Here is a 25,779-nt window from a genome sequence, read left to right on the forward strand (position 1 = left end):
GAATTCCGCGAAATCGCGCTGATGTGTGTCGTCTATAACATCAAGCGCTTCGTCAAACAGTGAATCTCTACGCCTTACAGCGATTCAACACAGCCGTTCCACCCGCGTCCTCCACGGTCCAGCGGACGAGCCAGAGCCCGATCCCCGAGGCGTGTTCCGTGGGGGTCTCGTCGGTCCCGGCCAGCGGGGCCCGGTCGGCTTCCCGGATCCCCGGTCCGTTGTCCGTGACGCGGAGGACGGCGGTGGGGCCTTCGTCGACGCCGGGGTCACGCTCCAGGGAAACCCGCACATGCGGGTCGCGGTCGCAGTGGACGACCGCGTTCGTCAGCAGCTCCTCGACGGCGACCGCGACGCTGTCGTTCGCGAGCACGGAGACGGACGCGAGCGTCGTCTCGATCTCGGCGTGAGGGTAGTCGTCGCAGATCCCCGCGGCGGCGGTCGCGACCACCTCGTCCAGCTGGACCGGCTCCAGATCGACGTCCCCGCGCAGCGCCGAGCGGAAGCGCCGCGCCGCGTTCGACAGCGACAGCAGGTTCTCGGACGCCTTCTTGATGCGGTCGACGTGGTGGGCGATCTCCCCCTCCCCGGCCTCGATCCCGGACGCGTGTCCGATCACCACGTTGAGGCGGTTGCGGAGGTCGTGTCTGAGCACGCGGTCGAGCACGGCGAGCCGCTGTTCGCGCTCCCGCCGGTCGGTCACGTCGCGCTGGAACCCGAGGAAGTACTCCACTTCGCCGTCCGGGCCGTGGATCGGCGTCACGTCCAGCGCGTTGTACCACTCGCTGCCGTCCGCGCGCCGGTTGAGTATCTCGACGCTTGCGGGCTCGCCGGCGTCGATCGCCTCGCGCAGGCGAGCGACCGTCTCCGGGTCCGTGTCCTCCGTCTGGAGGATCCGCGGGTTTCGGCCGAGCATCTCCTCGCGCAAGCGTCCGGTGAGCCGCTCGAACTCGTCGTTGACGTAGATCAGCGGATTGTCCGGAAGCGACGGATTGGAGATCGTGATCCCGATCGTCGCGTCGTCCATGGCGCGCCGGTAGAGCCGGAGCTGGTCCTCCCGGGCCTGTCGGCGCGACACGTCGTGAACGATCACCTGTACCGTGTCCCCGTCGACCGCGGTGGTGGCGATCTCGACCGGGACCGGGCGGTCGTTGCGGCGGATCCGCGCGTCGACGAACTCCGCCTCCCCCGCCGCGTCCGGGTCCGCGACCAGCCGTCGAACGGGGTCGCGACAGTCCGGATCGATGATGGAGACGAACTCCCGGCCGGCGAGGTCCTCGGGGTCGGTTCCGAGCAGCCGTCCCGCCGCCGCGTTGGCGTAGGTGATCGTCGCGTCGGCGACCAGGAACGCGGCCGCCGGTGCCTGCTCGATCAGCCGCCGGTAGCGCTCCCGACTCTCGGCGACCTCGCGCGAGAGCGACCGCGCGCGGGTGACGGTGTCCAGACGCCGCTCCAGGACCGCGCTTCGGAGCGGAGTCGACAGCACGTCGGTGACCACGGTCGCGAGATCCTCGGGGAGCCGCGCCAGCACCGCTCCCGGATCGCCTTCCGCCACGAGCAGACACGGCACGAGCGTCGCCTCCCGCTCCCGGAGCCGACGGAGTCCGTCCGCGACCGACCGCACCGTTTCCGGGTCCGCGAGACAGCACTCGAAGTCCAGCCCCTCGAGGTCGGCCGGCTCGGCGATCACCGGCTCGTAGCCGTGCTCGCCGAGCCACTCCACGAGCAGTCCGCGGTCTTCGCCGGGCCGGAGACAGCAGACGACGCGCGGCCGCTCCGGGTCGTCGCCGTCGGTCGGCGGCGAGTCGATGCGGTCTGCTTCCCTCGCTCCCGGTGTGGGGTCACTCATCGTGCGGTGCTCACGCTCACTCGCCGGTGAACTCCGGCGTCCCGGTGAGGATCCCGCGCAGGTCCCGGAGGGGCTCGCCGAGGACGATCCCCTCGTCGGTTATCTCGAACTCCCGGAGCGTGCGCTCGAAGTCGCTGGCGCGCATCTTCAGGACGCCCGCCGCCTTCCGGAGTTCGCCCTGCATCTCCAGATAGCGGAGGAACAGCATATTGTCCGCGAGGTAGCTGATCCGGTCGCTCGTCGGTTCGAAGTCCCCCGTGATCGTTCCCACGTCGTCCACGAGGATCGCCGTCACACCCATGTTCCGCAGGTACCGGCACAGCGCGTGGATCTCCCGGAGCAGTTCGTCCGACTCGCCGCGAATCGAGAGGCGGTAGCCGGAGAGGCCGTCGATCAGCACCACGCGAGCGTCGCGCTCTTCGACCTCCTCGCGGACCGCGTGGGCGAACTCGTCCGGCGAGACGGAGAGCGGTTCGACCTCCTCCAGCGCGAGCGATCCCTCACCGGTCATCTCCCCGACCGGGATCCCGACGCTCTCCGACCGGTGGGTGAACGTCGCGGCGTCCTCCTCGAAGAGGTACGCGACGGAGCGCTCGCCGCGGGCGGCGGCCTCCTTCAGGAAGTGCGTCGCGGTGGTCGATTTCCCCACGCCGCTCGGCCCGGAGATGACCGAGACGCTGCCGCGCTGGATCCCGCCCGACAGCATGGCGTCGAGGCGCTCGACGCCGGACGAGATGCGTTCGTCGGTGAGCGAGCGCCCGTGGTCGGTCGGCACCAGCTTCGGGAACACGGACATCCCGCCCTCGTCGATCCGGACGGTGTGTTGGCCGGACTGAAAGCCGGAGCCGCGGAACTTGGTCACCTCGACGGTGCGGCCCTTCTCGGCGTGGCTCAGGTGAACGCTGCCGTCACAGAGGAACTCCAAGTCCTCGACGCTCCCGGTGGTCCCGGGCTGGGTCGAGAAGAGGACCGTCGCGCCCCCCTCAGTGAGGTAGCGCATGAACGACGCCGCCTCCCGGCGGAACTGGTAGTCGTCGCGGACGAGGTGTCTGAGTTGCGTCAGCGGGTCGACGAACACGCGGTCGGGGTCGACGCGGTCGACGGCGTCGACGATGGCCGCCGTCACCTCCTCGGACTCCACCTCGTCGGCCGCGAACACGCCGTAGGTGCGGTCCTCCGCGAACACCTCCGTGCCCGGCGACAGGTCGAGAAATTCGACCCCGTCGAGGTCGAACCCAAGCGACGCCGCGTTCTCGCGGACGCGCTCGGTCGACTCCTCGAAGTTGACGAACAGCGTCGACTCCCCCCGGTCGCGCCCCGCCGTCAGGAAATGATAGCCGAGGATCGTCTTGCCGGTTCCCGGACCGCCCCGGAGCATGTACGATCGGCCGGAGAGAAGTCCGCCCCGGAGCACCGAATCCAGGCCGGAAATTCCCGTCTCCAACCTACCTACCTCTGACATATTGAACTGGGAAGGGATGGGACCTATTCAATGTGTATCATACCCAAAATGAAATTATTTGGATAATATTTCTCTTCAGTCGTCGTAACGTGGCAGACGCGCGGACCGGACGCTCCCGTCGACGAACGGGAGTTCAGATAGGTGTGCTGATACGTCATCGCCGCCGACGCGGACCGCGAGGTCGGTCGCGTCGAGATCGTACTCGACCAGCGCGAGCGCGATGGGTTCGCCGAGCGTTGGGCTCTCGACGGCGCGGGTCACCTCGCCGACCGCGGCGTCGCCCGCGAACACGGCCGCGTCGGCGTCCGGGAGGGCGGCGTCCCCGTCCGCGGCCGCGTCCGGCTCGCCACCCAGCCGGAGCCCCACGAGGCGGCGGCTCGGGCGGCCCTGGTTCTCGACGCGCGAGACGACCTCCTGGCCGACGTAACACCCCTTCTCGAAGTCGAGCGCGTTCCGCAGGCCGAGCACGTTCGGGACCGTCCCCTCGAGTTCGTACTCGAAGAGGGGGGTGCCCGCCTCCGTCGCGAGCACGTCCCACGTCCGGTAGCCGAACGGCGCGGCGTTGAGGCCCCGGTTGACCAGCGTGTCGAACACGTGGCCGGCGTCGTCGGCCGCGCAGACGACCTCGTAGCCGTCCTCGCCGAGAGGGTTGTCGGTCGCGATCACCGTGACGCCCGCGTCCACCATCGTTCCGCGCTCGAACGTCAGCGCGGGTTCGGGCGCGCCCGCGTGGTTCAGCACGGAGGCGACCTTCTCGGTCGCCTTCGGCCCGTGGACCCCGAAGACGCCGAACTCCGCGGAGGCGTCCCGCAGCGCCACGTCCTGGATGAACACCTTCGAGGACCAGTCCTCGAGTAGCGGCTCGACGCGCTCCGGCGGCGTGAACACCAGCAGGCGCTCGCCGGCGTTGTAGACGTACATGTCCGTCTCGATGCCCCCCTGCGGGTCGAGCAGGAGCGCGTAACACCCCTTCCCGTCCTCCGCGGGCACCCGGTTGGTGACCGCGTTGTCGACGAACTCGACGCGGTCCTCGCCCGTCACCGCGAGGACGCCGTACCCCATCTCGATCGTGCCGACGACGTTGCGCACCGCGCGGGCCGCGCTCTCGGGTCGCCCGTAGTTGTCGACCACCTCGCGCCCGCCGCGGTCGCGAAACGTCGCACCGTGGTCCGCGTGGGCGTCACTGACCAGCGTCATGATGGGAGAAAGTCGCGGCGCGGGGAAAAGGGCGCTGGATACGCGGTGTACGTCTGTGCGGTCGTAGATGCGGTCGTGGATCGTGCTGATCGGAAGGAGAGTGCTCGGAAAGTCGGAGCCGATTCTCTGTGCGACGTTTCTGGCTGTTCTGTTTCTGTTGCTGATCCTGCTGATCTGGACAGCACCACCCAGAAAGCCCCAGCCGGCTCGACCGGCCGTCGTGAGACGGTCCGGGCTGCCTGCAGTAGCGGGCTGCCGGGCTGCGACTCACGGGCTCCCGCTCGTTCCTCGCGGGAACGCGGCACGCGCTGCGCTCCTCGCTCCCCGCTTGGCGAGACAAACCGCGTCTCGCGAGCCTCCGGCGTGCAGTGGCGCGCCGAAAATCGGAGATTTTCGAGCCGCCGTTCGCTCCGCACCGCGCTCACGGCGACGCCGGAGACACCGCTCGCTGCGGTGCCTGAGACGAAGTCTCAGACTAGCGAGTGCTTCGCTCTCGCGTCGCTTACGGCGCCGGGACCGGATCGCGCCGACTGCCCCTTTCAGTCCCACCCACCGCACCGCCCCGCACCGTCCCGCCCCGCAACCGCAGCCTCGCACCTCCCCAGCCTCGGCGGCGGCGCGGCCGCGGAACCGCACCGCACAGCAGGCGGCCGCGCCGCCGCCTCCCTCGCGCGCGTTTCTCGCGCACGCCGACCACACAGCACAGCACCGCGACAGCACAGCACCGCCACTCCATTGCCCCAGCACCGCCGGTGGGGTTCAGGGTTCGGGCAGGCGCTCTCGGACGGGGGCGAAGGCCTCCGCGGTGAGGCCGGTGACGCCGAGGTCGCGCTCGTGGGCGTCGGTGCCGCCGGTCAGCAGGAGGTCGGCCTCCTCGGCGACGCGCTCGACCGCGTCGACGTCGACCCGGCGCCCGTAGGGGTACCAGCGCTCGACGGCGTCGAGTTCGCGGGCCACCTCGAGCGCGGCCGCGGTGTCGCCGTACCGGAAGGGATGCGCGAGGCCGACGACCGCACACGACTCCCGCAGGAGTTCGACCCCGCGGTCGAGCGGCGTCACCTCGCGCGGGACGAAGCAGGGGCCGTCGTCGCCGATCAGCTCCGCGAACGCCCCCGCGTAGTCGTAGGGCGCCTCGGAGTCGTCGATTGCGCGCGCGATGTGGGGTCGGCCGAGTCCCGGCCGCGGCTCCAGGTCGAGGTCGACGCCGGTGTGAGCCTCCACGCGGTCGAGGATCTTTGCGCCCCGCTCCTGTCTGTCCGTCTGGAGCCGGTCGACCTCCGCCTCCAGTTCCGGCGTCGGCTCGACGCCGTACCCGAGCAGGTCGAGGCGCTCGAAGCCGGCGTCCACGCGGAGCTCGATCCCGCGGATCAGTCGCACGCCCGCGCGCTCGACGACCGGCGCGTCGATGCCGGGATGGATCCGGTCGTGGTCGGTGACCGCCACCCAGTCGAGACCCGCCTCGGCCGCGACCGCGGGCACGTCCTCGATCTCCAGCGTCCCGTCCGAAACCGTCGTGTGGACGTGCAGGTCCGCGACCACCGACCCGTCCGTCGTCGCGGCGTCCCGCGGGGCCGTTCCCTCCACCCCTCGCTCCTCCGTCTCGCGGTCGTTCACGGGCACCGCTCCCGCACGTGGCGACATAAACCCGCCCATGACGGACCGTCCATGACGGCCCGCCGACCGCGTGATTAATGATCATTAAGGAATCCCCTTCGACTAAGGTCGTACATGGACAATCGTTAAGAACCATCGGCGATTCCGAACTGGTGATGCGCTTGAACGGCATCGACGAACGACTCGAACGGCAACAGTACCCGGCGACCACGTCGGAGATCATCGCGGCTCACGGCAACGCGAGCGTAGAGCTCGCCGAGGGCTCCGAGCGGCTCGGGGACATCCTCACCCGCATGGGCGAGGAGACGTTCGAGCGGCCGGACGACGTGTTCACGGCGATCCGGTCGGGCGTCTGCGCCCGCGGCGTCGGGCGGCGGTTCTACTCGGACCGCGACCCCGACGCGCTCGGCGAGCAGGGACCGGAACCGGTGTCGTTCTAACGCGGATCACGACTCCGTGGGCTGCCGCGCCGGCGCCGCCGCGGGACCGGCCGTCGGCGCGCGACGCGACGACACGCGTCACCTTCTGTCGGCGGCACGCGCCGCCTTTTCGACCGTCATAGCGGTGCGAGCACCTTCGAGACCGCCTCAGACCCACTCGACGGCGTCGTCCAGATCGACCGGCACCGAGCCCTTGCTGTACGCCTCGACCCGACCGCTCGGGCGGGCGCGGAAGACGACCGCGGGCCGATGGCGCACGTCCGGCCGTTCGCCCTTGACCGCGTTCCAGTCGGCGTCGGGGAACGACGAGCAGTCAACGAACAGCGTGACTCCGCCGCCGTGGGCCTCCAGCTGCCCGTCCGTCTTCGTCTTGGCCGTGTCGCGGACGGCCGCGACCGGGCTGCCGGCCGCGCGCCCCGAGACGGGCTGGGGACGGGTCACCTCGACGAGGTGCGCCTCGCCGTCCCCCTCGCGCTCCGCGCGGTAGTCGAGCGAGTGGCCGGTCGTCACCTCGATCTCCGGGGTGATCTCGTAGCCAGCGTCCGTGAGAACCTTCGCCGCGATGAACTCGCCCATCGTGGCGCTCATTCGGACCAGGTCCATCCCAGCGGAGGTGCCGAGCTTGCCGGCCATCGTCGCGCGGTAAGGGTCGAGCGTGCCGGGCCGGAGGATCTCCTCGACGAACGCGGTCGCGGACTCGCGGTCGGCGTCCGGGAAGCCGGCGGCGTGGTCGCGGAAGAACGCCCGTGTCGTCTCCGCGCCATCCTTCGAGCAGAAGACCGGAAGGAAGAACCACGAGACGTGCGGGAATGCCCGTAACCACGGCTCGTCCTCGTGGAGGCCAGCCAGCAGTTCGCGCTCGGCCCACCGTCGGACGCCGTAGGGCACCTCGTCGAAGCCGTACTTGTCCGTCTTCCAGAGCCGCCGCGGCGTCTCGGTGTTGCCGATCCAGTAACCGACCGGACCCGCGGACGCCCCCGGCGGCGGGTCGTCGTCGTGGTCGGTCCAGCAGAACAGCGCCAGCGATCCGTCGTCCATCTCGAACCGCCGCCCCTCGTACCTCGGCGGCGGGCTGAACCACGGAGCCGACCCCGCCGCGCCGAGGTTCTCGTCGAGGGGGCGCTCGAGCTGGCTGCGGACCCGACCCGGATCCCACTCCCCGGGCGCGCGCCGGAATCGAAGCGGTCGTGCCACGACCGGTCTACCGCCCGCGTCCGCTAAGGGTTTCCGATGCGGCACAGTCCGATGCGTCACAGCCTCGTTTCCGACCGCAGCCGTTTCATCCTGATCGATCATCGTGTTTCTCCGTTATCCTTATAACAGACTGATTCCAAGTGCAGGTGTACCATGTCAATGGGTGCCTATGACGAGGACGAGCACGAGCGTCGTGAGCAGAAGACGGGCGTCGTCGACGCCGCGTTCGACGACGAGCGGACGAACTACGAGGGTTCGTTCACGTACGACTCCGGCGACTCGGCCGAGCAGCTCCTCGACAAGTTCCGCGAGCTGAACGAGTAGGCACACGGTTCCCGAGCGAGACGCGGCTTCCGACCGCGTACGTTCCCGCGAACCTCTCCGTCAACGTCCCGTCAGCGCCGCGGCCGCGGCCGAGAGCGCGACGACGCCGACGACGTGGACGGCGAGTGCCGCCGACAGGATCGGTGCCTCGAACAGAAACGGTGCGAGCACGAGGTGAGCCAGCGCGAACCCCGCGTTGACCGCGTCCAGCCGCCGCGAGCGCGTCCGGCTCGCCGGGTCGAGCGCGACGCGACGCGCGCGACGTAGACTCACGAGCGCGACCCACCAGGAGGTGGCCGCGCGGTAACAGAGGTCCCAGATCACCAGCAGCGCGAGGAACACCGCGGCCGCCGGCGGCGATGGCCCGAACAGCCGAGTCACGAGCGACGTGCCGTCGGCGGGGTCGACGACGAATAGGTGGACCACGAGCGCGACGAACCCGAGCACCGCCAGCACAACCTCGGCGCTCGACGCGAACAACAACGCCGTATGGCGAGCTGGTGCGTCGATCCGGCGGTTCCCCGCGCCGAGACGGAGCAGGACGAGGCTCCCTATCCCTGCGAGGAGGACGGCGACGGTACCCGCGAGCGCCGCCTCGGGGAGTTCGTAGTGCCACCCCAGAGCCAGCACCGCCGCCTCGAAGAGCACGACCTGCACGGCCACGGCCGCCCGCGACCGCGGTCCGAACCCGGGGAGGGCTCCGACGAGCTGTTCGAAGACCCACCGGTCCCCGCCGCCGCGACTCACCGGTTTCCCTCCCGGCCCGTGGCTGTCGATCCCTCCGGTCCCACGCCCTCGTCGAGCGCGCGGGCCACGGCGACGTCGAACGGGGTCGGATCGACGCCGAGCAGGTCCCGGAGCCGGTCGTCTTCCGCGACGACCGGATTGCCCATCCCCTCGACGAGCGGGCGGGCGACGGCCGGCGACACGTCGGTGACGAGCGACAGCCACCGCGCCGAGAGCCGAGGGGTCAACACCGGGACGGGGATCACGAACAGGCGGCCACCGAGGTGCGCACGCGTGCGCCGCAGGATTTCCGCGTAGGTCAGCACCTCCGGCCCACCGATCTCGTAGGTTTCACCCGCAGTCTCCGGGTGGTCGAGCACGCCCGCCAGATACGCGATCACGTCGGCGACGGCGACCGGCTGACAGGGCGTGTTCACCCACTTCGGCGTGACCATCACCGGCAGCCGGTCGGCGAGCTGGCGGATCAGCTCGAAGCTCGCCGAGCCGTGTCCCACGATGATCGCCGCGCGCAGGACCGTGAGCGCGTACGCGCCCCCTGCCAGGACGCGCTCGACCTCGCGGCGCGAACGGAGGTGCGGCGAGAGCGCGTCGCCGTCCTCCCCCAGTCCGCCGAGGTAGACGACGCGCTCGACGCCCGCCGCCTCCGCGGCGTCCCGGAAGTTCTCGGCCGCTCGACGGTCGCGGCTCTCGAAGCCCGGCCCCGACCCCATCGAGTGGACGAGGTAGTAGGCCGCCTCGACCGACTCGCCAGCGACCCGAAACGCGGCGGGCAAGCTCTCGGGGTCCAGGAGGTCGCCCTCGACGACGCGGACGCCAGCGGGGGCGTCGTACCGCGCGGCGTCCCGAACGAGCGCGACGACATCGTGGCCGCGGTCCGACAGCGCGGCGACCAGCCGACTACCCACGAATCCGGTCGCGCCGGTGACGAGCACGCGCATGGGGGAGATGGGTACGCTTGCGCCTTAACCGGCGCGCCCGTGTTCGCACGCCGCGCGGTCACCGCTCGGGTCTCACCAGCCGGGCGTCCCGGGCGCGCCGCGCCGGTCCTCCACCTCGCGGGCGAGCGTCCCGGGGTCGTCGGCCGGCGCTCCGACGCCGCCGGCGGCCGCGGCGCGTTCGGTCCACTCCTCCAGCGCGCGCCCGACCCACGAGTCGGCGCTCTCGACCGCCGCGCGCGCCTCGGCCATCCGGTCGCGATTCACCGACAGCGACAGGGGGCGCGAGCCGACCGCGGCGCCGACGAGCGTCGCTCGGTCGGCCGCCGTCGCTGGGGGCGTCTCCGAGTCGCCGCCGGGCACGGAGCCGGCTCCCGCCCGCCGTCCCGCGGCCGCGAGACGCGCGACGGTCCCCTCCAGCGCGCCCGGGTCGGGATGGGCAAACACCGTCGAGCCGAGCGCGGTGGGACCGAACCGCGGCGGCGGGAGGTCCTCGGGGACCACGGCGTCGACCAGTCGATCGCCGCCGAACGCGGCCTCGACGCGCTCGCACTCCGTCTCGCGATCCAGCCGCAGGTTGTGGCCGGGATAGGCGGCGCAGGTCTGTGGGTAACGCTCCGACCCGTGGATCCGACACTGGAGCGTGTCGGGGTCCAGAAAGACGCAGGTCGGGAGCCAGCGCGGCGCCGCGTCGAGCGGGGCGACCGCCTTCGGTGGCTTCCGTAGCCCCACGATGAACACCGGTCGGCCGTCGATCGCGGCGAGGTCGTGGCCGTCCACCGCCACCGCGTCGTCGCCCTCCGCCGGCGCGAACAGGCGCGGCACGAGCGCGTCGCCGAGCCCGTCGTCGACGAACGCCGCCACCTCGTCGCGGGTCAGCGGGACCAGGTCGTAGGTCTCGTCGAGGGGGTCCCGGCGGCCGGTCCGGTCCGGAGCCGGATGGTCCGCGAGCGCTCGCCAGTCGACACAGCAGCCGGCACAGCCCTCGCAGTTGGTCTCCATGCCCCCACTTCTTCGCAGGCGCGGGGCAAATCGTTTTCCCGGCTACGCGTTTCCGCCGTCGTCACGTTCCTCGTCGGCTTGCTCCCCCTCGTCGCCGCCGGTGGGTCCCGCCTCGTCCGCCTCGGGAAGGCGAAGCACGTTCTCGCGCCCGAGGCGGAAGCTCTCCAGCTTCCCGTCCTCGCGGAGTCCGGAGACGACCTGGCTCGTCCGGGCGTCGGTCCAGTCGAGCTCCGAGACCACGTCCTGCTGTTTCATGCGCCCCCCGTTCCGCTCCAGCAGCCTGAGCACGCGTTCCTCGTTGCTCAGGAGTTCCTCGGGCGGCTCGCTCGTGTCGGTCTCCTCGGTATCGCCGGCCGCCGCGGCCGCTCCCGTCGAACCCGCGGCGTCGGGTTCCCCGGAGCCGCCGCGACCGTCGTCGCTCGCACCGGCATCGCCGTCGCCCTCGCTCTCGTCGACACCGTCGGTCAGCCCGACCGCGTCCCGGACCCACTCGCGGCGCCAGTAGAGCAGTCCAGCCACCAGCGCGACGACGACGGCGCCGGCGACCGCGGTCCCGCCAGCGTCGAGGACGCTCGGCTGTGCGGCGGTTACCCGCGGCTCGTCGGTCGAGAAGTCGCGCGGTCCCCGCCACGTCACGGAACGGTCGTCGCTCGCGTCCGGCCCCGGCGACGCGGTCTGCCGCTCGTACCCCTCAGGCCACCGGATCGTCAGGGCGTATCCATCCTCCAGGTACAGCCCGCCGAGGGCGTCGCCCATCTCCAGACGACCGTCCGCCGCGGCGGCGAAGCCGGTCCACTCGTACTCGTAGACGAGCAGGCCCGTCTCCTCGGGGAACTGCTCTCGCGCGGTCGTCACGGTCGTGTTCCCGACGGTCATCTCGCGGCCGGTCGCGTTCTCGGCGGTCGCCGCGGTCGCGGCCATGCGCTCCTCGAAGCGCGCGGCGTAGTCGGACTCGTTCTCGGCCACGTCGGCCTCCAGGTCCTCGAATGCGGCCTCCCGGTCCTCCGTGTCGAGGCGCACGCGGTACTCGACGCGCCACGAGGCGTCGCCCGACTCGTCGACCGAGGCCGAAAGCAGCACGCGGTCCGCGTCGACCGCCTGCGCCGAGGCGAACCCCTCGGGCTGTACGACGGAGGCGGCGCCATCTCCGGCTGCGGCCCCCCCTCCGGCGCCATCGACCAGCGCCCCGGCGCCGCCCGCGACGACCGTGACGAGCAGCGCCAGCGCCAGCGCGGTCGCGACGGCCGTCCTCGTCGACCCCGCGGCGCCCGGCGCGCCCGTCCGGTCCGAACTGCGGTCCATGGACGTTTTCTCTCCCCCCGGGACTAAGCGGTTTCCGCTTGCCGCAGGGGTGGCGGAGACGCGGTCGGTTCGGGGAGTGCGGTCGGCCGCAGTCCTTTTGCTCTCCCGGCCGCCACACCGAGGCATGACCCGCGCCAAACTCGATGTCGAGGACCTGCTGAAGCTTATCCTCGGGCTCGTGATCGTCTGGCTCGCCCTCGAGATCCTCGGTGAGGTGCTGTCGATCACCGCCGCGGTCTTCCGTGCGATCCCGACGCTCGTCGGGGTCGCCGTCGTCGTCCTCATCGTGCTCTGGCTCACCGACCGGATCTGAATGTTCAGCCTGAACGTCCCGGTTCCGCCCGCGGTGGAGCGAATCGCGGACGACCTGCACCCGCAACTGATCCCCTTCGACCGCGTCCGCGAGCGCCACACCCTCGTCTGTAAGCGCATCGGCGTCGGCGACCTCCCGGTCGCCGGTCGCGCCCCACATAAGGACCGCGCGCTCGCGGCGCTCCGCGAGGAGCTCCGCCCGCTGCTGGCCGGCACCGCGCCGATAGACCTCCGGATCGCGGGGCTCGACGCCTTCGAACGCCCGGCGCAGGGGCCGGGACCGGTCGTCTACCTCGCGGTCGAGAGCGACGCCCTCCGACGGCTCCATCGACGACTCTGCGGCGCATTCGACCCGGTCGAGGGCATCGAGGGCGACGACTACGTCCCGCACGTGACCCTCGCACGCGGCGGCGACCGCGACGCCGTCGAGGGACTGCTGGCGGCGGACGTCGACCCCGTGACGTGGACCGCGACCGAACTGGACGTTTACGACCCCGAGTTCCGGGAGGTCGCCGCGACGGTCCCCCTTCGCGGCTGACCGCGGCGACCTATTTCTGCCCCTCTGTGGGAGGGTTTCTGTCCCTTCGCGGGGCGTTTTTGCCCCTCTGCGGGAGCGTTTCTGCCCCTCAGCGGACGCATTTCTGTCTCCAGGTCCCTACCGCTCTCGGACGCGCATCGTGACCGGCCCCTCGGGGTGCATCGTCAGCGACCCGCGCAGCGACAGCGCCGGCCCCTCGTAGTCGAGCCGGTAGCGGGAACAGACCGTCGCAAGAATGATCTTCGCCTCGAGCAGCGAGAAGCCGCGGCCGATGCAGTGGCGCGGTCCGCCGCCGAACGGGAAGAAGGCGAACCGCGGGCGGTCGGTGGCACGCTCCGGCGTCCAGCGGTCGGGATCGAACGCCTCGGGGTCGTCGTACCATCGGTCCGAGCGATGAACGACCCACTGCGGGAGCATCACGAGCGCGTCCGCGGGCACGCGGTAGCCGGCGTGTTTCACGTCGACTGTCGGCTGACGGAACAGGGTGTACACCGGCGGGTAGAGCCGCATCGCCTCGTCGAGGGCGTTCCCCGCGACCGTCAGTTCGCGCGCGTCGTCCGCGTCCGGTCGGCCGGTCCCGACCACGTCGTCGACCTCCGCCTCTACGCGCTCGCGCTCGGCGGGGTGCTCCGAGAGGAGGTAAAAGGCGTAGGTGAGCGTCAGCGCCGTGGTGTCGTGGCCGGCCAACAGCATCGTGACCAGTTCGTCGCGGATCCCCCGGTCGTCGATCGCACCCGCCCCGCGAGCGCGGAGCAGCACCGACAGCAGGTCCATCGGCATGCCGTTCTCGCCCGTGACGGGGTCGGTCACCGCCGTTCCGGCATTGCCGGCGGGGTCTGCGGCCGGGTCGCGTGCGGTCCCGCGGCGTCGCGCCAGCACGTCGTCGACGACCGACTCCAGCTCCGCGACCGCGGCGTCGAAGGCGCGGTTCTCCCGGGTTGGCGCCCAGTCAGGCAGGAGAACTCGTCGCGGGTCCGGCTCGAAGCGCGCGCCGAGCGGCTCCAGCGACTCCTGGACGCGGCGCACGGTCTCCGCGTCGGCGTCGACGCCGAACATCGCCTTCGCGATGATCCGGACCGTGAGCCGTGCGAACGCCAGCTGGACATCGACGGTCTCTCCGGGTTCCCATTTCTCAACGGCGGCCGCCGCGTGTGCCGCCATCATCTCTCCGAGCCCGGTGATCCGCCGCATGTCGAAGGCGGGGTTCGCAAGCGACCGCCGCTGCGCCCACGTCTCGCCCTCGCTCATCAGTAGACCGTCGCCGAGCAGGTCGTCGATGGCGCGGTCGCCGAGGTCGGCTTTCCGGTAGCGGTCCGACTCGCTCACGAGCACGCGCTCGACGTCGCGGGGGTTCGTGAGCATGTACGTCTCTCGAGGCCCCAGATCGAAGCGTACCACGTCGCCGTATGCCGCACCGCAGGCGGACAGAAATCGGAAGGGATCGTCGGCGTACCGGCGTGCGCTCCCCAGTACCGGGTCACCGGCGGGACCGGGCGGTTGCCGCTGCATGGCCGGTGGTCAGGACCACGCGGGGATAAGCGTTGACCGGCTTCTCACCGCGTCTCCCGGACCCGACCCCGTAGCGTTCAAACCCGCGAGGCGGCTACGGGAACCTGATGGACGCCGCCGCGGTCCGCGAACGAGCGGCCGATCTCCCGGCCGAGCCGGGGGTCTACCAGTTCCAGGACGGCGACACGACGCTGTACGTCGGCAAGGCGGTCGACCTCCGCGCCCGCGTCCGGTCGTACGCCGACCCGCGGTCGGGGCGGATCCGCGGGATGGTCGACCGCGCGGACGGGATCGACTTCGCGGTCACGGACACCGAGACGCAGGCGCTGCTGCTGGAGGCGAACCTGATCAAGCGGCTCCAGCCGCGGTTTAACGTCCGGCTGAAGGACGACAAGTCCTACCCGCTGGTCCAGTTCACCGACCACCCGATTCCGCGAATCGAGGTGACTCGCGATCCCGAGGAGGGAGCGACCGCGTTCGGTCCCTACACGAACAAAGGCCGCGTCGAGACGGTGGTGAAGGCGGTCCGGGAGACCTACGGATTGCGCGGCTGCTCGGACCACAAGTACAGCGACCGCGACCGCCCCTGCCTCGACTACGAGATGGGGCTGTGCACGGCGCCGTGTACGGGGGAGATCGACCCCGAGACGTACCGCGAGGACGTGACCGCCGCGCGCCGGTTCTTCGAGGGCGAAACCGGCGCGCTCGCGGACCCGATCCGCCGGGAGATGGAGGCGGCCGCGGAGCGTGAGGAGTTCGAGCGCGCCGCGAATCTCCGGGACAGACTGGAAGCAGTCGAAGCGTTCCACGGCGGCGGCTCAGAGGCGGTCGCCGGGCGTCCATCCGCGGAAACGACCGACGTGCTCGCGGCCGCGGTCGAGGGGGGCTCTCCGCGCGTGGCGCGGCTCCACAGCGAGCGCGGCCAGCTCGTCGATCGGAGTCGGCACCGACTCGACGCGCCGACGGACGAGGACGGGGCCGCGGCAGATACGCCGGCCGCGGTGCTCGGTGCCTTCCTCACCCAGTACTACGCGGAGCGCGACCTCCCGGACGTCGTCCTACTCGCCGAGCGGCCGCCCGACGAGGACGTGCTCGACTGGCTGGCACGCGAGGGCGTCGACGTGCGCGTTCCCGGCGCGGGGCGCGAGGCGAAGCTGGTCGACCTCGCACTCAAGAACGCCCGGCGGCGCGGCGGGCGGGACGACGAGCTCGGCGCGCTCGCGGACCGGCTCGGCATCGATCGCCCCGACCGGATCGAGGGGTTCGACGTGAGCCACGCGCAGGGAACCGCGGTCGTCGGATCCGACGTCTGCTTCGTCGACGGGAGCGCCGAGACGGCCGACTACCGGCGGAAGAAGCTCCCGGAGCGCAACGACGACTACGCCAACATGCGCGCGCTGATCCGGTGGCGCGCGACGCGGGCGGTCGAGGATCGGGACGACCGCTCCGACCCGGACCTGTTGCTGATCGACGGCGGCGAGGGGCAGCTCGCGGCCGCGCGGGACGCGCTCGCGGAGACCGGCTGGGACGTGCCGGTCGTCGCGCTGGCGAAGGCCGAGGAGATCGTGATCACGCCGGACGGCCCGCGGGACTGGCCGGACGACGCGCCGGAGCTACACCTCCTCCAGCGCGTGCGCGACGAGGCGCACCGCTTCGCGGTCCAGTACCACCAGACGGTCCGCGACGAGGTCTCGACCGTCCTCGACGACGTGCCGGGCGTCGGCCCCGAGACACGCCGGCGGCTCCTCCGTCGGTTCGGGTCGGTCGGGAGTGTCCGCGACGCGTCCGTCGAGGACCTGACCGACGTGGACGGCGTCGGCGAGAAGACGGCGCGGACCATCGCGGATCGCCTATAGCGGACGCTGACAGCCGATAATAAATGGCGAACAGGCGGCTACGGTCGCGGTTCAGGTCGGCTCGCGGGGCGACTGCCGCGCTCTCGCGTCGCGGTCGGCGACCGCGCGCGTGTCGGGGGCGCTGGCCCCCGTTTCGCCCGCCCCGCGGTCGTGGTCAGGTCACGGAACGGGTGGTTCGGTCTGGTACATAAGGATCGGGGCGAGGAGAGCAGCCGTCGCCGGAACCGACCGGCTTAACCCCGGACCGACGGTAGCCGACTTCATGAGCCACTTCCCGGAGTTCGAGGTGATCCCCGCCGTCGACGTGCAGGACGGCGAGGTGGTCCAGCTCGTGCAGGGCGAACGCGGCACCGGCAAGCGGTACGGCGACCCGGTCGAGGCCGCGGAGCGGTGGATCGACGCGGGCGCGCGCACGCTCCACCTCGTCGACCTCGACGGCGCGTTCGAGGGCGAGCGCGCCAACGCGGCCGCGATCGAGGCGGTGGTCGAGGCGGTCGAGAGGCTCGAGGCGGGCAGCGGGGGGACCGGAGCGATCGACCTCCAGCTCGGCGGCGGGATCAGGACTGCCGCGGGCGGGATGGATCTGCTGGAGCTGGGTCTCGACCGCGTGATCCTCGGGACGGCCGCGGTCGAGAAGCCGGAGATCGTCGCGGAGATCTCGGAGACGTATCCGGGGTCGGTGATGGTGAGCCTCGACGCGAAGGACGGCGAGGTCGTGGTCTCCGGCTGGACCGAGTCGACGGGGCTGGATCCCGCCGAGGCGGCCGCGCGCTACGAGGAGCTCGGCGCCGGCGCGGTGCTTTTCACGAACGTCGACGTGGAGGGACAGCTTTCGGGGATCGACCGCGAGGCGGTCGAAGCCGTGGTGGAAGCGGTCGACATTCCCGTCGTCGCGTCGGGCGGCGTCGCGTCGGTCGAGGACGTGGTCGCGCTGAAGGAGGCCGGCGCGGCCGCGACCGTCGTCGGCACGGCGCTGTACGAGGGCGAGTTCACGCTCGCGGAGGCGCAGTCGGCCGCGGACGCGGTCGACGCGGGCGACGCGGGCGAGAAGTAGCGAGGAACGCGGCGAGTTGATGAGCGCAACCACCTTATGACCGGCCCGCGAGGGGGCGTGTATGAGCGACCGGAGCGCGGCCGTCTCGCGGGCGACCGCCGAGACGGAGATCGACCTGACGCTCGCCGTCGACGGCGACGGCGACGCCGCGGTGGACACCGGCGTCGGCTTCTTCGACCACATGCTGGAGTCGTTCGCCAAGCACGGCCTCTTCGATCTGACCGTCCAGTGCGACGGCGACACCCACATCGACGACCACCACACCGTCGAGGACGTGGCGATCTGTCTCGGCGAGGCGTTCGCGGAGGCGCTCGGCGACAAGCGCGGGATCCGGCGCTACGCCGACCGGCGCGTGCCCCTCGACGAGGCGGTCGCGTCCGTCGTGGTCGACATCTCGGGCCGGCCGTACTACGAGTTCTCCGGCTCGTTCTCGCAGGAGTCGGTCGGGGAGTTCACGAGCGTCATGGCCGACCACTTCGCGATGTCGCTGGCGCACAACGCCGGCCTGACGCTGCACGCGGGGATCGAGCGCGGCGACAACGCCCACCACGAGGTCGAGGCGCTGTTCAAGGCGCTCGCCCGGGCGCTCGACGACGCGACTCGGATCGACGACCGCCGGTCCGACACGCCGAGCACGAAGGGCGAGTTGTAGCGGACGGCCGTCGCCGCTCCCGTCGCGGACCGCCCCGTGCCTTTTAAGCCCTGCGCGGCGGGCGTTCGAGTAACGGATGTTCGACGAGATAATGGAGAAGTTCGAGGGCTCGCCGAGCCAGCAGTCGGTTATCCGGCTGCTTCTGGAGCGCGGCTTCTCCGTCAACGACGAGGGGCGTGTCGTCTCCGGGGGGATCGAGATCCCTTACACCGGGATCGCGCGCGAGCTGGACGTGGACCGGCGCGTGGTCGACTCGACGACCGACGCGATCCTCGCGGACCCCGAGCTCCGCCGGATCTTCGCCAACATCTCCGCGATCCCGAGCCTCATGGACCTCGCGCCGGTGCTCGACCTGACCGTGCTCACGGTGGAGGTCGCGGCCGCGGACGAGTCGGGCATCGTCGCGGAGGTGACCGGCCTGATCGCCGACCACGGCATCTCCATCCGACAGGTGATAAGTGAGGATCCGGAGTTCACCGACGACCCCAAACTGTACGTCATCACCGACGAAGCGATCCCCGGCGACCTGCTCGTCGAGATCCGCGACCTCGCCTACGTCCGCCGCGTCGAGTTCTGAAGCGGTCGCGCTCCCTCTCTTTCGCCCCGTACTTTTCACCCGTGACGCGCCATCCGGGCTCGAGGCGGTCGTCTCTCGTTTCACTTCCACTACGGTGTTAACGGGGGTTTATATGCGGTGACGGACAAGGCGGGAGTACATGCCCGAAGACGAACTCGAGGACCTTCCCGGCGTCGGCCCCGCGACGGCCGACAAACTCGTCGACAGCGGTTTCGAGAGCTACCAGAGCATCGCCGTGGCCAGCCCCGGCGAGCTGTCGAACACCGCAGACATCGGCGAGTCGTCCGCGTCCGACATCATCAACGCCGCCCGCGAGGCGGCGGACGTGGGCGGCTTCGAGACCGGCGCGACCGTGCTCGAACGACGCGAGCAGATCGGCAAGCTCTCGTGGCAGATCGACGAGGTGGACGAGCTGCTCGGCGGCGGTATCGAGACGCAGTCGATCACCGAGGTGTACGGCGAGTTCGGCGCCGGCAAGTCGCAGGTGACCCACCAGATGGCCGTCAACGTCCAGCTTCCGAAGGAGTACGGCGGCCTCGAGGGCGGCTGTATCTTCGTCGACTCCGAGGACACCTTCCGCCCCGAGCGGATCGACGACATGGTCCGCGGGCTGGACGACGAGATCCTCGCGAACGAGTTCGAGCGCCGCGAGATCGAGGGCTCGCCGGACGACGACGAGGCGATGGAGGAGCTCGTCGCCGCGTTCCTCGACCAGATCCACGTCGCGAAGGCGTTCAACTCCAACCACCAGATTCTGCTCGCGGAGAAGGCCAAGGAGCTGGCCGGCGAGCACGAGGAAACGGAGTGGCCCATCCGCATCGTCTGCGTCGACTCGCTGACCGCGCACTTCCGCGCCGAGTACGTCGGTCGGGGCGAACTCGCCGACCGCCAGCAGAAGCTCAACAAGCACCTTCACGACCTGATGCGGATCGGCGACCTGTTCAACACCGCCATCCTCGTCACCAACCAGGTCGCGTCGAACCCCGACTCCTACTTCGGCGACCCCACGCAGGCGATCGGCGGCAACATCCTCGGTCACGCCTCCACGTTCCGGATGTACCTCCGCAAGTCGAAGGGCGACAAGCGGATCGTCCGCCTCGTCGACGCGCCCAACCTCGCGGACGGCGAGGCAGTCATGCGCGTCCAGAACGAGGGGCTGAAGCCGGAGTAAGACGACCTTTTTCTGCGGTCGGGTGAGCGCGGCGCAGGCGCCGCGCTCACCGCTCCCTTGAAAAATGTCGATCAAAAAGGGCCGCGGTCGGCGCTGCGGGCGCTTCGCGCCCTCGCGCCGCCGCGGTACCACGACCTCGCACATAACCGCACAGCGACCGCATCAGCACCGCACCGCGGCCGAAACAGAAACCCGCACAGCGACCGCATCAGCACCGCACCGCGGCCGAAACAGAAACCCGCACAGCGACCGCGACCGCCACAGCACCGCACCGCCACAGCACCGCACCGCGACCGCAGGAGACCGAAAATTGATCGGTAGCACGATCCCACGGTGAGGGATCCCGACCCGTCGACCCCAGAGAGCCGGGTGATGGGCCTCGAACACCGGGTGCGCGCGAGCGTTTTGGCCGTATCTCTCGGACATTCTGACACTATGGCCGTCAAGTTCCGTGGCAACACTTGCACGGTCTGTCGGCGAATTACGTCCTTATATTGCCCTTATTCGTCCCTATATCTGACGGCTGCTGTATTCTCGGCCTGAATTTTTGACAAACTCAACTCCAATCTTTATGTATGGTCGTTCCACCAAGTCAAGACGTGATTCACGATACGAACGCACGCAGTTCGGGTGTACCAGTGAACGATCGTTTGGAATTGGGGCTCGCTGAGGTGATGTCGGCATGACGCTCGGCGCCGGTCTGCTCGCGCAGGTCGACCCCTCCGTCATCGCGGAGGGCGTGAACCTGATGTGGGTCGCGGTCGCCTGCTTCCTGATCTTCTTCATGCACGCGGGCTTCGCGATGCTGGAGGCGGGACAGGTCCGCGCGAAGAACGTCGCCAACCAGCTGACGAAGAACCTGCTGACCTGGAGCGTGGGCGTCATCGCCTACTTCTTCATCGGCTTCGGGCTGGAGGCGTTCGTCGGCGGTCTCACCGGCGGCGGCTCCTACGGTCTCGGCCAGTTCACGGCCGTGATGGGCGCCGAGGACGGCGCCTGGGTCAACAGCTGGCTCTTCGGCGCCGTCTTCGCGATGACGGCCGCGACCATCGTCTCCGGCGCGGTCGCCGGCCGCGCGAAGCTCCGCGCGTACGTCGGCTACACGCTGCTGCTCGCGGCGGTCATCTACCCCGTCGTGGTCGGCTTCACGTGGGGCGGCGGCTTCCTCGCCTCGCTCGGCTTCGTCGACTTCGCGGGCGGCATGATCGTCCACGGCATGGGCGGCATCGCCGGCCTCACGGCCGCGTACGTCCTCGGCCCGCGCATCGACCGCTACGCCGACGACGGCTCCACGAACGTCATCCCGGGCCACTCGATCACCTTCGCGGTGCTCGGGACGCTGGTGCTGGCGTTCGGCTGGTACGGCTTCAACGTCGGCACCACCGCGACCGTCTTCACGACCACCGAGGCGGGCGAACTCGCGCTCGGCGGGTACGCCTCCGTGGGCCGCGTCGCGCTCGCGACCACCGTCGGGATGGCGTTCGGCGCGGTGGGCGCCGCCATCGCCTCCCTCTCGGTCAACGGGAAGGTCGACACGCTGTACGTCGCGAACGGACTGCTCGCGGGCCTCGTCGGCGTGACGGGCATCGCCAACGTCGTCACCTGGTGGGGCGCCATGGCCGTCGCGTTAGTCTGCGGCCTCCAGCTCCCGTTCGTCTTCGAGTTCGTCTCCGACCGCCTGAAGATCGACGACGTCTGTGCCGTCTTCCCGGTCCACGGCTCCGCCGGCGTCATCGGCGTGCTGGCGCTGCCGTTCGTCCACGTCAACGGCTTCTCCGTCGACCTGCTCGTCGCGCAGGTCGTCGGCACCGCGGTCATCACGGTCTGGACCGTCGTCGCCACCGGCGCCGTCTTCGGGGCGTTCAAGGCCGCCGGACAGGCCCGCGTCTCGCCCGAACACGAGCGCGAGGGCCTCGACGTCTCCGAACACGGCGTCGACACCTACCCCGAGTTCGGCAAGCCCATCGCCGCGGACGGCGGCGACGCCGGCGTCGTCCGCACGGACGGCGGCGAGGGCTCGGGCATCGAGATGGTCACGGCGATCATCCGCCCGGACAAGCTCGGCGACGTGAAGACCGCGCTCGCGGAGACCGGCGCGCCGTCGCTGACCGTCACGAACGTCTCCGGCCGCGGCTCCCAGCCAGCCAAGAAGGGCCAGTGGCGCGGCGAGGAGTACGTCGTCGACCTCCACCAGAAGGTGAAGGTGGAGTGCGTGGTCGCGGACGTGCCCGCCGAGGAGGTCGCGGAAGCCATCGCCGACGCCGCCTCCACCGGCGAACCCGGCGACGGCAAGGTGTTCATCATGCCCGTCGAGGACGCGCTGCAGGTCCGCACGGGCGCCCGCGGGGTGGAAGCGGTCTGAGGCGACACTCCATCGTCGACGGCATTCCGACCCCCGCCTGGCCGTGGCGACGCGCGGGGTGACGCTTGGGTGTGTGGCGGGCGGTCGCGCCCGTCTCGCCGCGCCACGCCGCACGCGTGCGGCGCTTTTCTGCAGTTCATCGAACGCCGAGCGGCGGCGCCGGTCGCGGCCGTCCGACCCGAGCGCCGCGGTGCGAGCGGGATGCGGCCGTGCGACCCGGGCGCGGATCCGGGTTCACGGCTATGTGGCTGGCCCCGCAACGGGGAGGCATGGTCTCGAACACGCGTCTGTACGGCGCCGCGGTCGGCGTGGCGTCCGGCGGCTACTCGGTGGTCAGCGCGACGACCGCCTCGCGCATGGTGACGGCCGGGTGGCTGATGCTGGTCGTCGGCGCCGTCGCGCTCGTTCACGGTCTCGCACTGTTGACGCCCGCGGCCGACCGCATCGGCGACGCCAGCGGGCCCCTGATGGCCGTCTACGCGCTGACCATGCTCGCGATCCAGGTCGCGTGGCTGCGGGATTCCTCGCCGACGGGAGCGGCATGGGCGGCGGAATGGACGGCGGCATGGGGTCGGGGATGGGGAGCGACGCGATGGGCTCGACCATGGGGAGCGCCGGCCTGATGGGGGTCGACCTCGGGATGACCGCGCTCGCGCTGGTGATGCTCGCCAGCGGCCTGATCATGGCGCGAGGCTCCGGGATGGACGGCGGGGAGACGGCCGCCGGCGGGACGACGGACGGCGACAGGATGTGAGCGGCCCGGCGCCCGGGCAACGTCCGGGTGGCGTCAGCCTCGATCCGGCGGCCGCCGCCGACTCGACAAGGACTTTGGGCCGCCGCGCCGAAGCCCGAGGCATGAACCACGAGCGCTCGCGGGAGCTCTACGACCGCGCGCTGTCGGTGCTGCCGGGCGGCGTCAACTCCTCGGTCCGTGCCACCATGCCGCATCCCTTCTTCGTCGAGCGCGGCGACGGCGGCCACGTGATCGACGCCGACGGCAACCGGTACGTCGACTGGGTGATGGGGTACGGCCCCCTCCTGTACGGTCACGACCTGCCCGAACCGGTGTCGGCGGCGATCCAGTCGCACGTCGCCGCGGGACCGATGTACGGCGCGCCGACCGAGGTCGAGGTCGAGCACGCGGAGTTCCTCGCGCGGCACGTCCCGAGCGTGGAGATGACGCGGTTCGTCAACTCCGGGACCGAGGCGACCGTCTCCGCGGTCCGGCTCGCGCGCGGCCACACCGGCCGCGACAAGATCGTCGTCATGCAAGGCGGCTATCACGGCGCACAGGAGTCGACGCTCGTCGCCGGCGAGGCGGGCGACGCCCATCCCTCGACGCCGGGGATCCCGGAGGCGTTCGCGGAGCACACGCTCCCGGTGCCGTTCAACGACCCCGAGGCCGTTACGGAGGTGTTCGAGGAGCACGGGGACGACATCGCGGCGGTCCTCGTCGAGCCGATCCTCGCGAACAAGGGGATCGTGCTGCCGGTCGACGGCTACCACGAGACGCTCCGGGATCTGTGTGACGACAACGGCGCCCTCCTGATCTTCGACGAGGTTATCACCGGGTTCCGGGTCGGCGGCCTCGGCTGCGCGCAGGGCAAATTCGGCGTCACGCCCGACGTGACCACCTTCGGCAAGATCGTCGGCGGCGGCTTCCCGGTCGGCGCCATCGGCGGCCGCGCGGACGTGATCGAGGAGTTCACGCCCAGCGGCGACGTGTTCCAGTCCGGCACCTTCTCGGGTCACCCGGTCACGATGGCCGCGGGGCTGGAAACGCTCAGATACGCCGCCGAGAACGACGTCTACGAACACGTCAACCGACTCGGCGAGAAGCTCCGCGAGGGGATTTCGGAGATCTGCGCCGATCGGGCGCCCGAGTACACCGTCGTCGGCACCGACTCGCTGTTCAAGACGATCTTCACGCGCGAGGGGCCGCGTAACCTCGAGGGACAGTGTTCCGGCGGCTGCCGGCAGGACCCCGACTGCCCGCGCTACGACTACTGTCCGAAGAACGGCGCGGACGTGGCGAACGCGGAAACCGACCGCTGGGAGCGCGTCTTCTGGCAGGAGATGAAGGAGCGCGGCGTCTTCCTCACCGCCAACCAGTTCGAGAGCCAGTTCGTCTCCTACGCCCACACGGAGGCGGACGTCGAGGAGACGCTCGCCGCCTACGAGGCGTCGCTGTAGGCGGTCCCGCGAGCCTCACCGCCGTCCTCCTCGCTCTCGTTTTCTCCCGGCGGATCCGCCGGCTCCAGAGATAGCGTCACCTCGGTGCCGTCCTCGAGGGACCGGAACGACACATCGCCGTCCACGTCCCGGACGATCCACGTCACGAGCCACAGCCCCAGCCCGCTGGTGTGATGAAGCTGGGTCTCGCGGTCGCGTTCGAGCACCGCCAGCTCCTCCTCGGGGATGCCCGGACCGTCGTCCCGAACGGTCACTTGGACGGGGTTACCGGGCGTCACGCGCACCTCGACCGCCGGGTCCTCAGCGTGTTTGACGGCGTTCTCGAGCAGGTTATCCACGGCCACGTCGAGCAGGTCGTTACCGGCGACCCACACCGGGTCCGCGGGCACGGCGACCGTTATGTCGATCCCGTCGATCGAGGCGGCCGCGGCCCGCCGCCGGACCAGTGCCGCCACGTCGACCGCCTTCCGCTCGCGGGTCTCCTCGCCGAGCGCGCGTTCGACGGACCGGGCCTTCCGGCTCCGCTCGAGGAGGTCCTCCGACCGGGAGAGGATCGCCTCCGCGCAGGCCCGAACCGAGGGGTCATCGCTCGCCTCGACGATGTCCGCGGCGTGGCCCATGACCACGTTCATCGCGTTTCGGTGATCGTGTCTGAGGACGCGGTTCAGAACCTGCAACCGCTGCTCGCGCCGCTTCTGTTCGGTGATGTCGACGTAGGTGGCGAAGCCGTGGTCGGAGGTCTCCGACAGCGGGACGGTGTACAACAGGAAGTCGCGGGTGCCGTCCGCGGCGCGGCGCTGCACCTCCACCTGGAGGTCTCGCTCGTCGAGTCGCTCGTTGAGCGCGGCGGCCTCGTCCTGGCGGTCGGGCGGGACGATCAGGTCGTCGACGGACCGGCCGAGCGCCTCCTCTTCGCTGAAGCCGAACACCTCGACGAAGGCGGGGTTGGCGTCCCTGATCAGCGGTTCCCCGTCCACGTACTCGTAGTGGACCGTGGGGCTCGGAACGCCCTCGAACAGCGTGGCGAAACGGTCGCGCTCGCGCTGGGCCTCCGTTCGCGCCTCCTCGTAAGCGCGCTCCCGCCGGCGGGTGGCCACGTCGTAGGACCCGAGGACGACGCCGACGACCGCGCCGCCGGTGACGTTGTTCGCGAGCAGGTACGGGAGGTGCGCCATCTCGGCCCCCGCGAACAGTTCGTGGCCGATCGTCCACAGCAGGGCACACAGCATCGCGAAGACGCCGACGCCGATCCACGCCAACACGTACCCCGTCTCCCGGCGCGTGTATCCCTCCCGGCGGAGCCAGCCGGCGCTCGCGACCAGCCCCAGCGCCAGTCCGAGCGGGACCGCCGCCTCGACCACGACGAGCAGGGGATCGCTCATCAGCAGCACGTGACGAACGTGGACCGCGGCCAGCGTGACACCGAGAACCGCGACGGCCGCCTGCCCGCCGTCGCGGATCGGGTCGGTCATGCTCGTCCCGAGGGGGGACA

At 70.7% G+C, this 25,779-nt stretch carries 24 protein-coding genes; 13 read left to right on the forward strand and 11 right to left on the reverse strand.

Going from position 1 to position 25,779, the window contains the following annotated elements:
• Nucleotides 1–67 precede the first annotated feature (67 nt).
• From AN233_RS14615 to AN233_RS14630, 4 genes are all read right to left on the reverse strand, one after another.
• Entirely contained in the window at nt 68–1,846 is a 1,779-nt protein-coding gene (locus AN233_RS14615; protein WP_058367505.1) for a PAS domain S-box protein, read from the reverse strand.
• Between the two features lie 16 nt (nt 1,847–1,862).
• On the reverse strand, nt 1,863–3,308 hold the full coding sequence (locus AN233_RS14620) for an ATPase domain-containing protein (RefSeq protein ID WP_058367506.1): 1,446 nt from the start codon (nt 3,306–3,308) through the stop codon (nt 1,863–1,865).
• A 75-nt stretch (nt 3,309–3,383) separates the two neighbouring features.
• Nucleotides 3,384–4,505 (reverse strand): CAF17-like 4Fe-4S cluster assembly/insertion protein YgfZ, encoded by a 1,122-nt coding sequence (gene ygfZ, locus AN233_RS14625; protein ID WP_058367507.1) that lies wholly within the window; start codon nt 4,503–4,505, stop codon nt 3,384–3,386.
• 759 nt (nt 4,506–5,264) lie between these two features.
• The gene (locus AN233_RS14630) at nt 5,265–6,089 is read right to left on the reverse strand and encodes a PHP domain-containing protein (RefSeq protein ID WP_058367647.1); all 825 of its coding nucleotides are present in this window, start codon (nt 6,087–6,089) and stop codon (nt 5,265–5,267) included.
• A 185-nt stretch (nt 6,090–6,274) separates the two neighbouring features.
• On the opposite strand from AN233_RS14630, the gene AN233_RS14635 reads away from it, so the two are divergent.
• On the forward strand, nt 6,275–6,559 hold the full coding sequence (locus AN233_RS14635) for a DUF5789 family protein (RefSeq protein WP_058367508.1): 285 nt from the start codon (nt 6,275–6,277) through the stop codon (nt 6,557–6,559).
• 147 nt (nt 6,560–6,706) lie between these two features.
• Here the strand turns inward: AN233_RS14635 and AN233_RS14640 are convergent, their stop codons facing one another.
• Nucleotides 6,707–7,753, reverse strand: a complete 1,047-nt coding sequence (locus tag AN233_RS14640; protein ID WP_058367509.1) for a DUF5784 family protein — start codon at nt 7,751–7,753, stop codon at nt 6,707–6,709.
• Between the two features lie 153 nt (nt 7,754–7,906).
• Here AN233_RS14640 and AN233_RS17495 point away from each other — a divergent pair, with 153 nt between their 5' ends.
• The gene (locus AN233_RS17495; RefSeq protein WP_394326210.1) at nt 7,907–8,077 is read left to right on the forward strand and encodes a DUF5786 family protein; all 171 of its coding nucleotides are present in this window, start codon (nt 7,907–7,909) and stop codon (nt 8,075–8,077) included.
• A 60-nt stretch (nt 8,078–8,137) separates the two neighbouring features.
• On the opposite strand, the gene AN233_RS14645 is transcribed toward AN233_RS17495, so the two are convergent.
• The 4 genes from AN233_RS14645 to AN233_RS14660 all read right to left on the reverse strand — a co-directional run bounded on the left by AN233_RS14645 (nt 8,138) and on the right by AN233_RS14660 (nt 12,063).
• A complete protein-coding gene (locus AN233_RS14645) occupies nt 8,138–8,824 on the reverse strand; it encodes a DUF7530 family protein (RefSeq protein ID WP_058367510.1) in 687 nt (228 codons plus the stop codon).
• A complete protein-coding gene (locus tag AN233_RS14650) occupies nt 8,821–9,762 on the reverse strand; it encodes an NAD(P)H-binding protein (RefSeq protein WP_058367511.1) in 942 nt (313 codons plus the stop codon). Before AN233_RS14650 ends, AN233_RS14645 begins: the two co-directional genes overlap by 4 nt.
• Nucleotides 9,763–9,834: 72 nt before the next feature.
• Nucleotides 9,835–10,761 (reverse strand): YkgJ family cysteine cluster protein, encoded by a 927-nt coding sequence (locus AN233_RS14655; RefSeq protein ID WP_058367512.1) that lies wholly within the window; start codon nt 10,759–10,761, stop codon nt 9,835–9,837.
• A gap of 42 nt (nt 10,762–10,803) precedes the next feature.
• Complete coding sequence (locus AN233_RS14660) at nt 10,804–12,063, reverse strand: helix-turn-helix transcriptional regulator (protein WP_058367513.1); 1,260 nt, start codon at nt 12,061–12,063, stop codon at nt 10,804–10,806.
• 124 nt (nt 12,064–12,187) lie between these two features.
• Between AN233_RS14660 and AN233_RS14665 the strand changes: the two genes are divergently transcribed.
• Complete coding sequence (locus AN233_RS14665) at nt 12,188–12,376, forward strand: DUF7554 family protein (RefSeq protein WP_058367514.1); 189 nt, start codon at nt 12,188–12,190, stop codon at nt 12,374–12,376.
• Nucleotides 12,377–12,913: a 2'-5' RNA ligase family protein gene (locus AN233_RS14670; protein ID WP_058367515.1), complete on the forward strand. Its 537-nt coding sequence runs from the start codon at nt 12,377–12,379 to the stop codon at nt 12,911–12,913.
• A gap of 117 nt (nt 12,914–13,030) precedes the next feature.
• Here AN233_RS14670 and AN233_RS14675 read toward each other — a convergent pair whose 3' ends face one another.
• Entirely contained in the window at nt 13,031–14,422 is a 1,392-nt protein-coding gene (locus AN233_RS14675) for a cytochrome P450 (RefSeq protein WP_058367516.1), read from the reverse strand.
• Between the two features lie 107 nt (nt 14,423–14,529).
• On the opposite strand from AN233_RS14675, the gene AN233_RS14680 reads away from it, so the two are divergent.
• The 9 genes from AN233_RS14680 to hemL all read left to right on the forward strand — a co-directional run bounded on the left by AN233_RS14680 (nt 14,530) and on the right by hemL (nt 24,287).
• Nucleotides 14,530–16,278, forward strand: a complete 1,749-nt coding sequence (locus AN233_RS14680; protein WP_058367517.1) for an excinuclease ABC subunit C — start codon at nt 14,530–14,532, stop codon at nt 16,276–16,278.
• Between the two features lie 262 nt (nt 16,279–16,540).
• Nucleotides 16,541–17,332 (forward strand): 1-(5-phosphoribosyl)-5-[(5-phosphoribosylamino)methylideneamino]imidazole-4-carboxamide isomerase, encoded by a 792-nt coding sequence (gene hisA / locus AN233_RS14685; protein WP_058367518.1) that lies wholly within the window; start codon nt 16,541–16,543, stop codon nt 17,330–17,332.
• A 61-nt stretch (nt 17,333–17,393) separates the two neighbouring features.
• Entirely contained in the window at nt 17,394–17,984 is a 591-nt protein-coding gene (gene hisB / locus AN233_RS14690; protein WP_058367519.1) for an imidazoleglycerol-phosphate dehydratase HisB, read from the forward strand.
• Nucleotides 17,985–18,060: 76 nt separating this feature from the next.
• Nucleotides 18,061–18,561, forward strand: a complete 501-nt coding sequence (locus tag AN233_RS14695) for an ACT domain-containing protein (RefSeq protein WP_058367520.1) — start codon at nt 18,061–18,063, stop codon at nt 18,559–18,561.
• 139 nt (nt 18,562–18,700) lie between these two features.
• The gene (gene radA, locus AN233_RS14700; RefSeq protein WP_058367521.1) at nt 18,701–19,732 is read left to right on the forward strand and encodes a DNA repair and recombination protein RadA; all 1,032 of its coding nucleotides are present in this window, start codon (nt 18,701–18,703) and stop codon (nt 19,730–19,732) included.
• Between the two features lie 682 nt (nt 19,733–20,414).
• Complete coding sequence (locus AN233_RS14705) at nt 20,415–22,094, forward strand: ammonium transporter (RefSeq protein WP_058367522.1); 1,680 nt, start codon at nt 20,415–20,417, stop codon at nt 22,092–22,094.
• Between the two features lie 269 nt (nt 22,095–22,363).
• The gene (locus tag AN233_RS14710; RefSeq protein ID WP_218055104.1) at nt 22,364–22,717 is read left to right on the forward strand and encodes a hypothetical protein; all 354 of its coding nucleotides are present in this window, start codon (nt 22,364–22,366) and stop codon (nt 22,715–22,717) included.
• Nucleotides 22,717–22,848 carry a hypothetical protein gene (locus AN233_RS18280; RefSeq protein WP_281176571.1) on the forward strand — a complete coding sequence of 44 codons (132 nt, stop codon included), beginning with the start codon at nt 22,717–22,719 and terminating at the stop codon, nt 22,846–22,848. Before AN233_RS14710 ends, AN233_RS18280 begins: the two co-directional genes overlap by 1 nt.
• 101 nt (nt 22,849–22,949) lie before the next feature.
• The gene (gene hemL, locus AN233_RS14715; RefSeq protein ID WP_058367523.1) at nt 22,950–24,287 is read left to right on the forward strand and encodes a glutamate-1-semialdehyde 2,1-aminomutase; all 1,338 of its coding nucleotides are present in this window, start codon (nt 22,950–22,952) and stop codon (nt 24,285–24,287) included.
• Here hemL and AN233_RS14720 read toward each other — a convergent pair.
• Entirely contained in the window at nt 24,269–25,759 is a 1,491-nt protein-coding gene (locus tag AN233_RS14720; RefSeq protein WP_058367524.1) for an ATP-binding protein, read from the reverse strand. The two genes, hemL and AN233_RS14720, sit on opposite strands and share 19 nt — an antisense overlap.
• Nucleotides 25,760–25,779: the final 20 nt, after the last annotated feature.

Origin of the sequence: Haloparvum sedimenti, assembly GCF_001462205.1 — an archaeon.
GTDB lineage: Archaea > Halobacteriota > Halobacteria > Halobacteriales > Haloferacaceae > Haloparvum > Haloparvum sedimenti.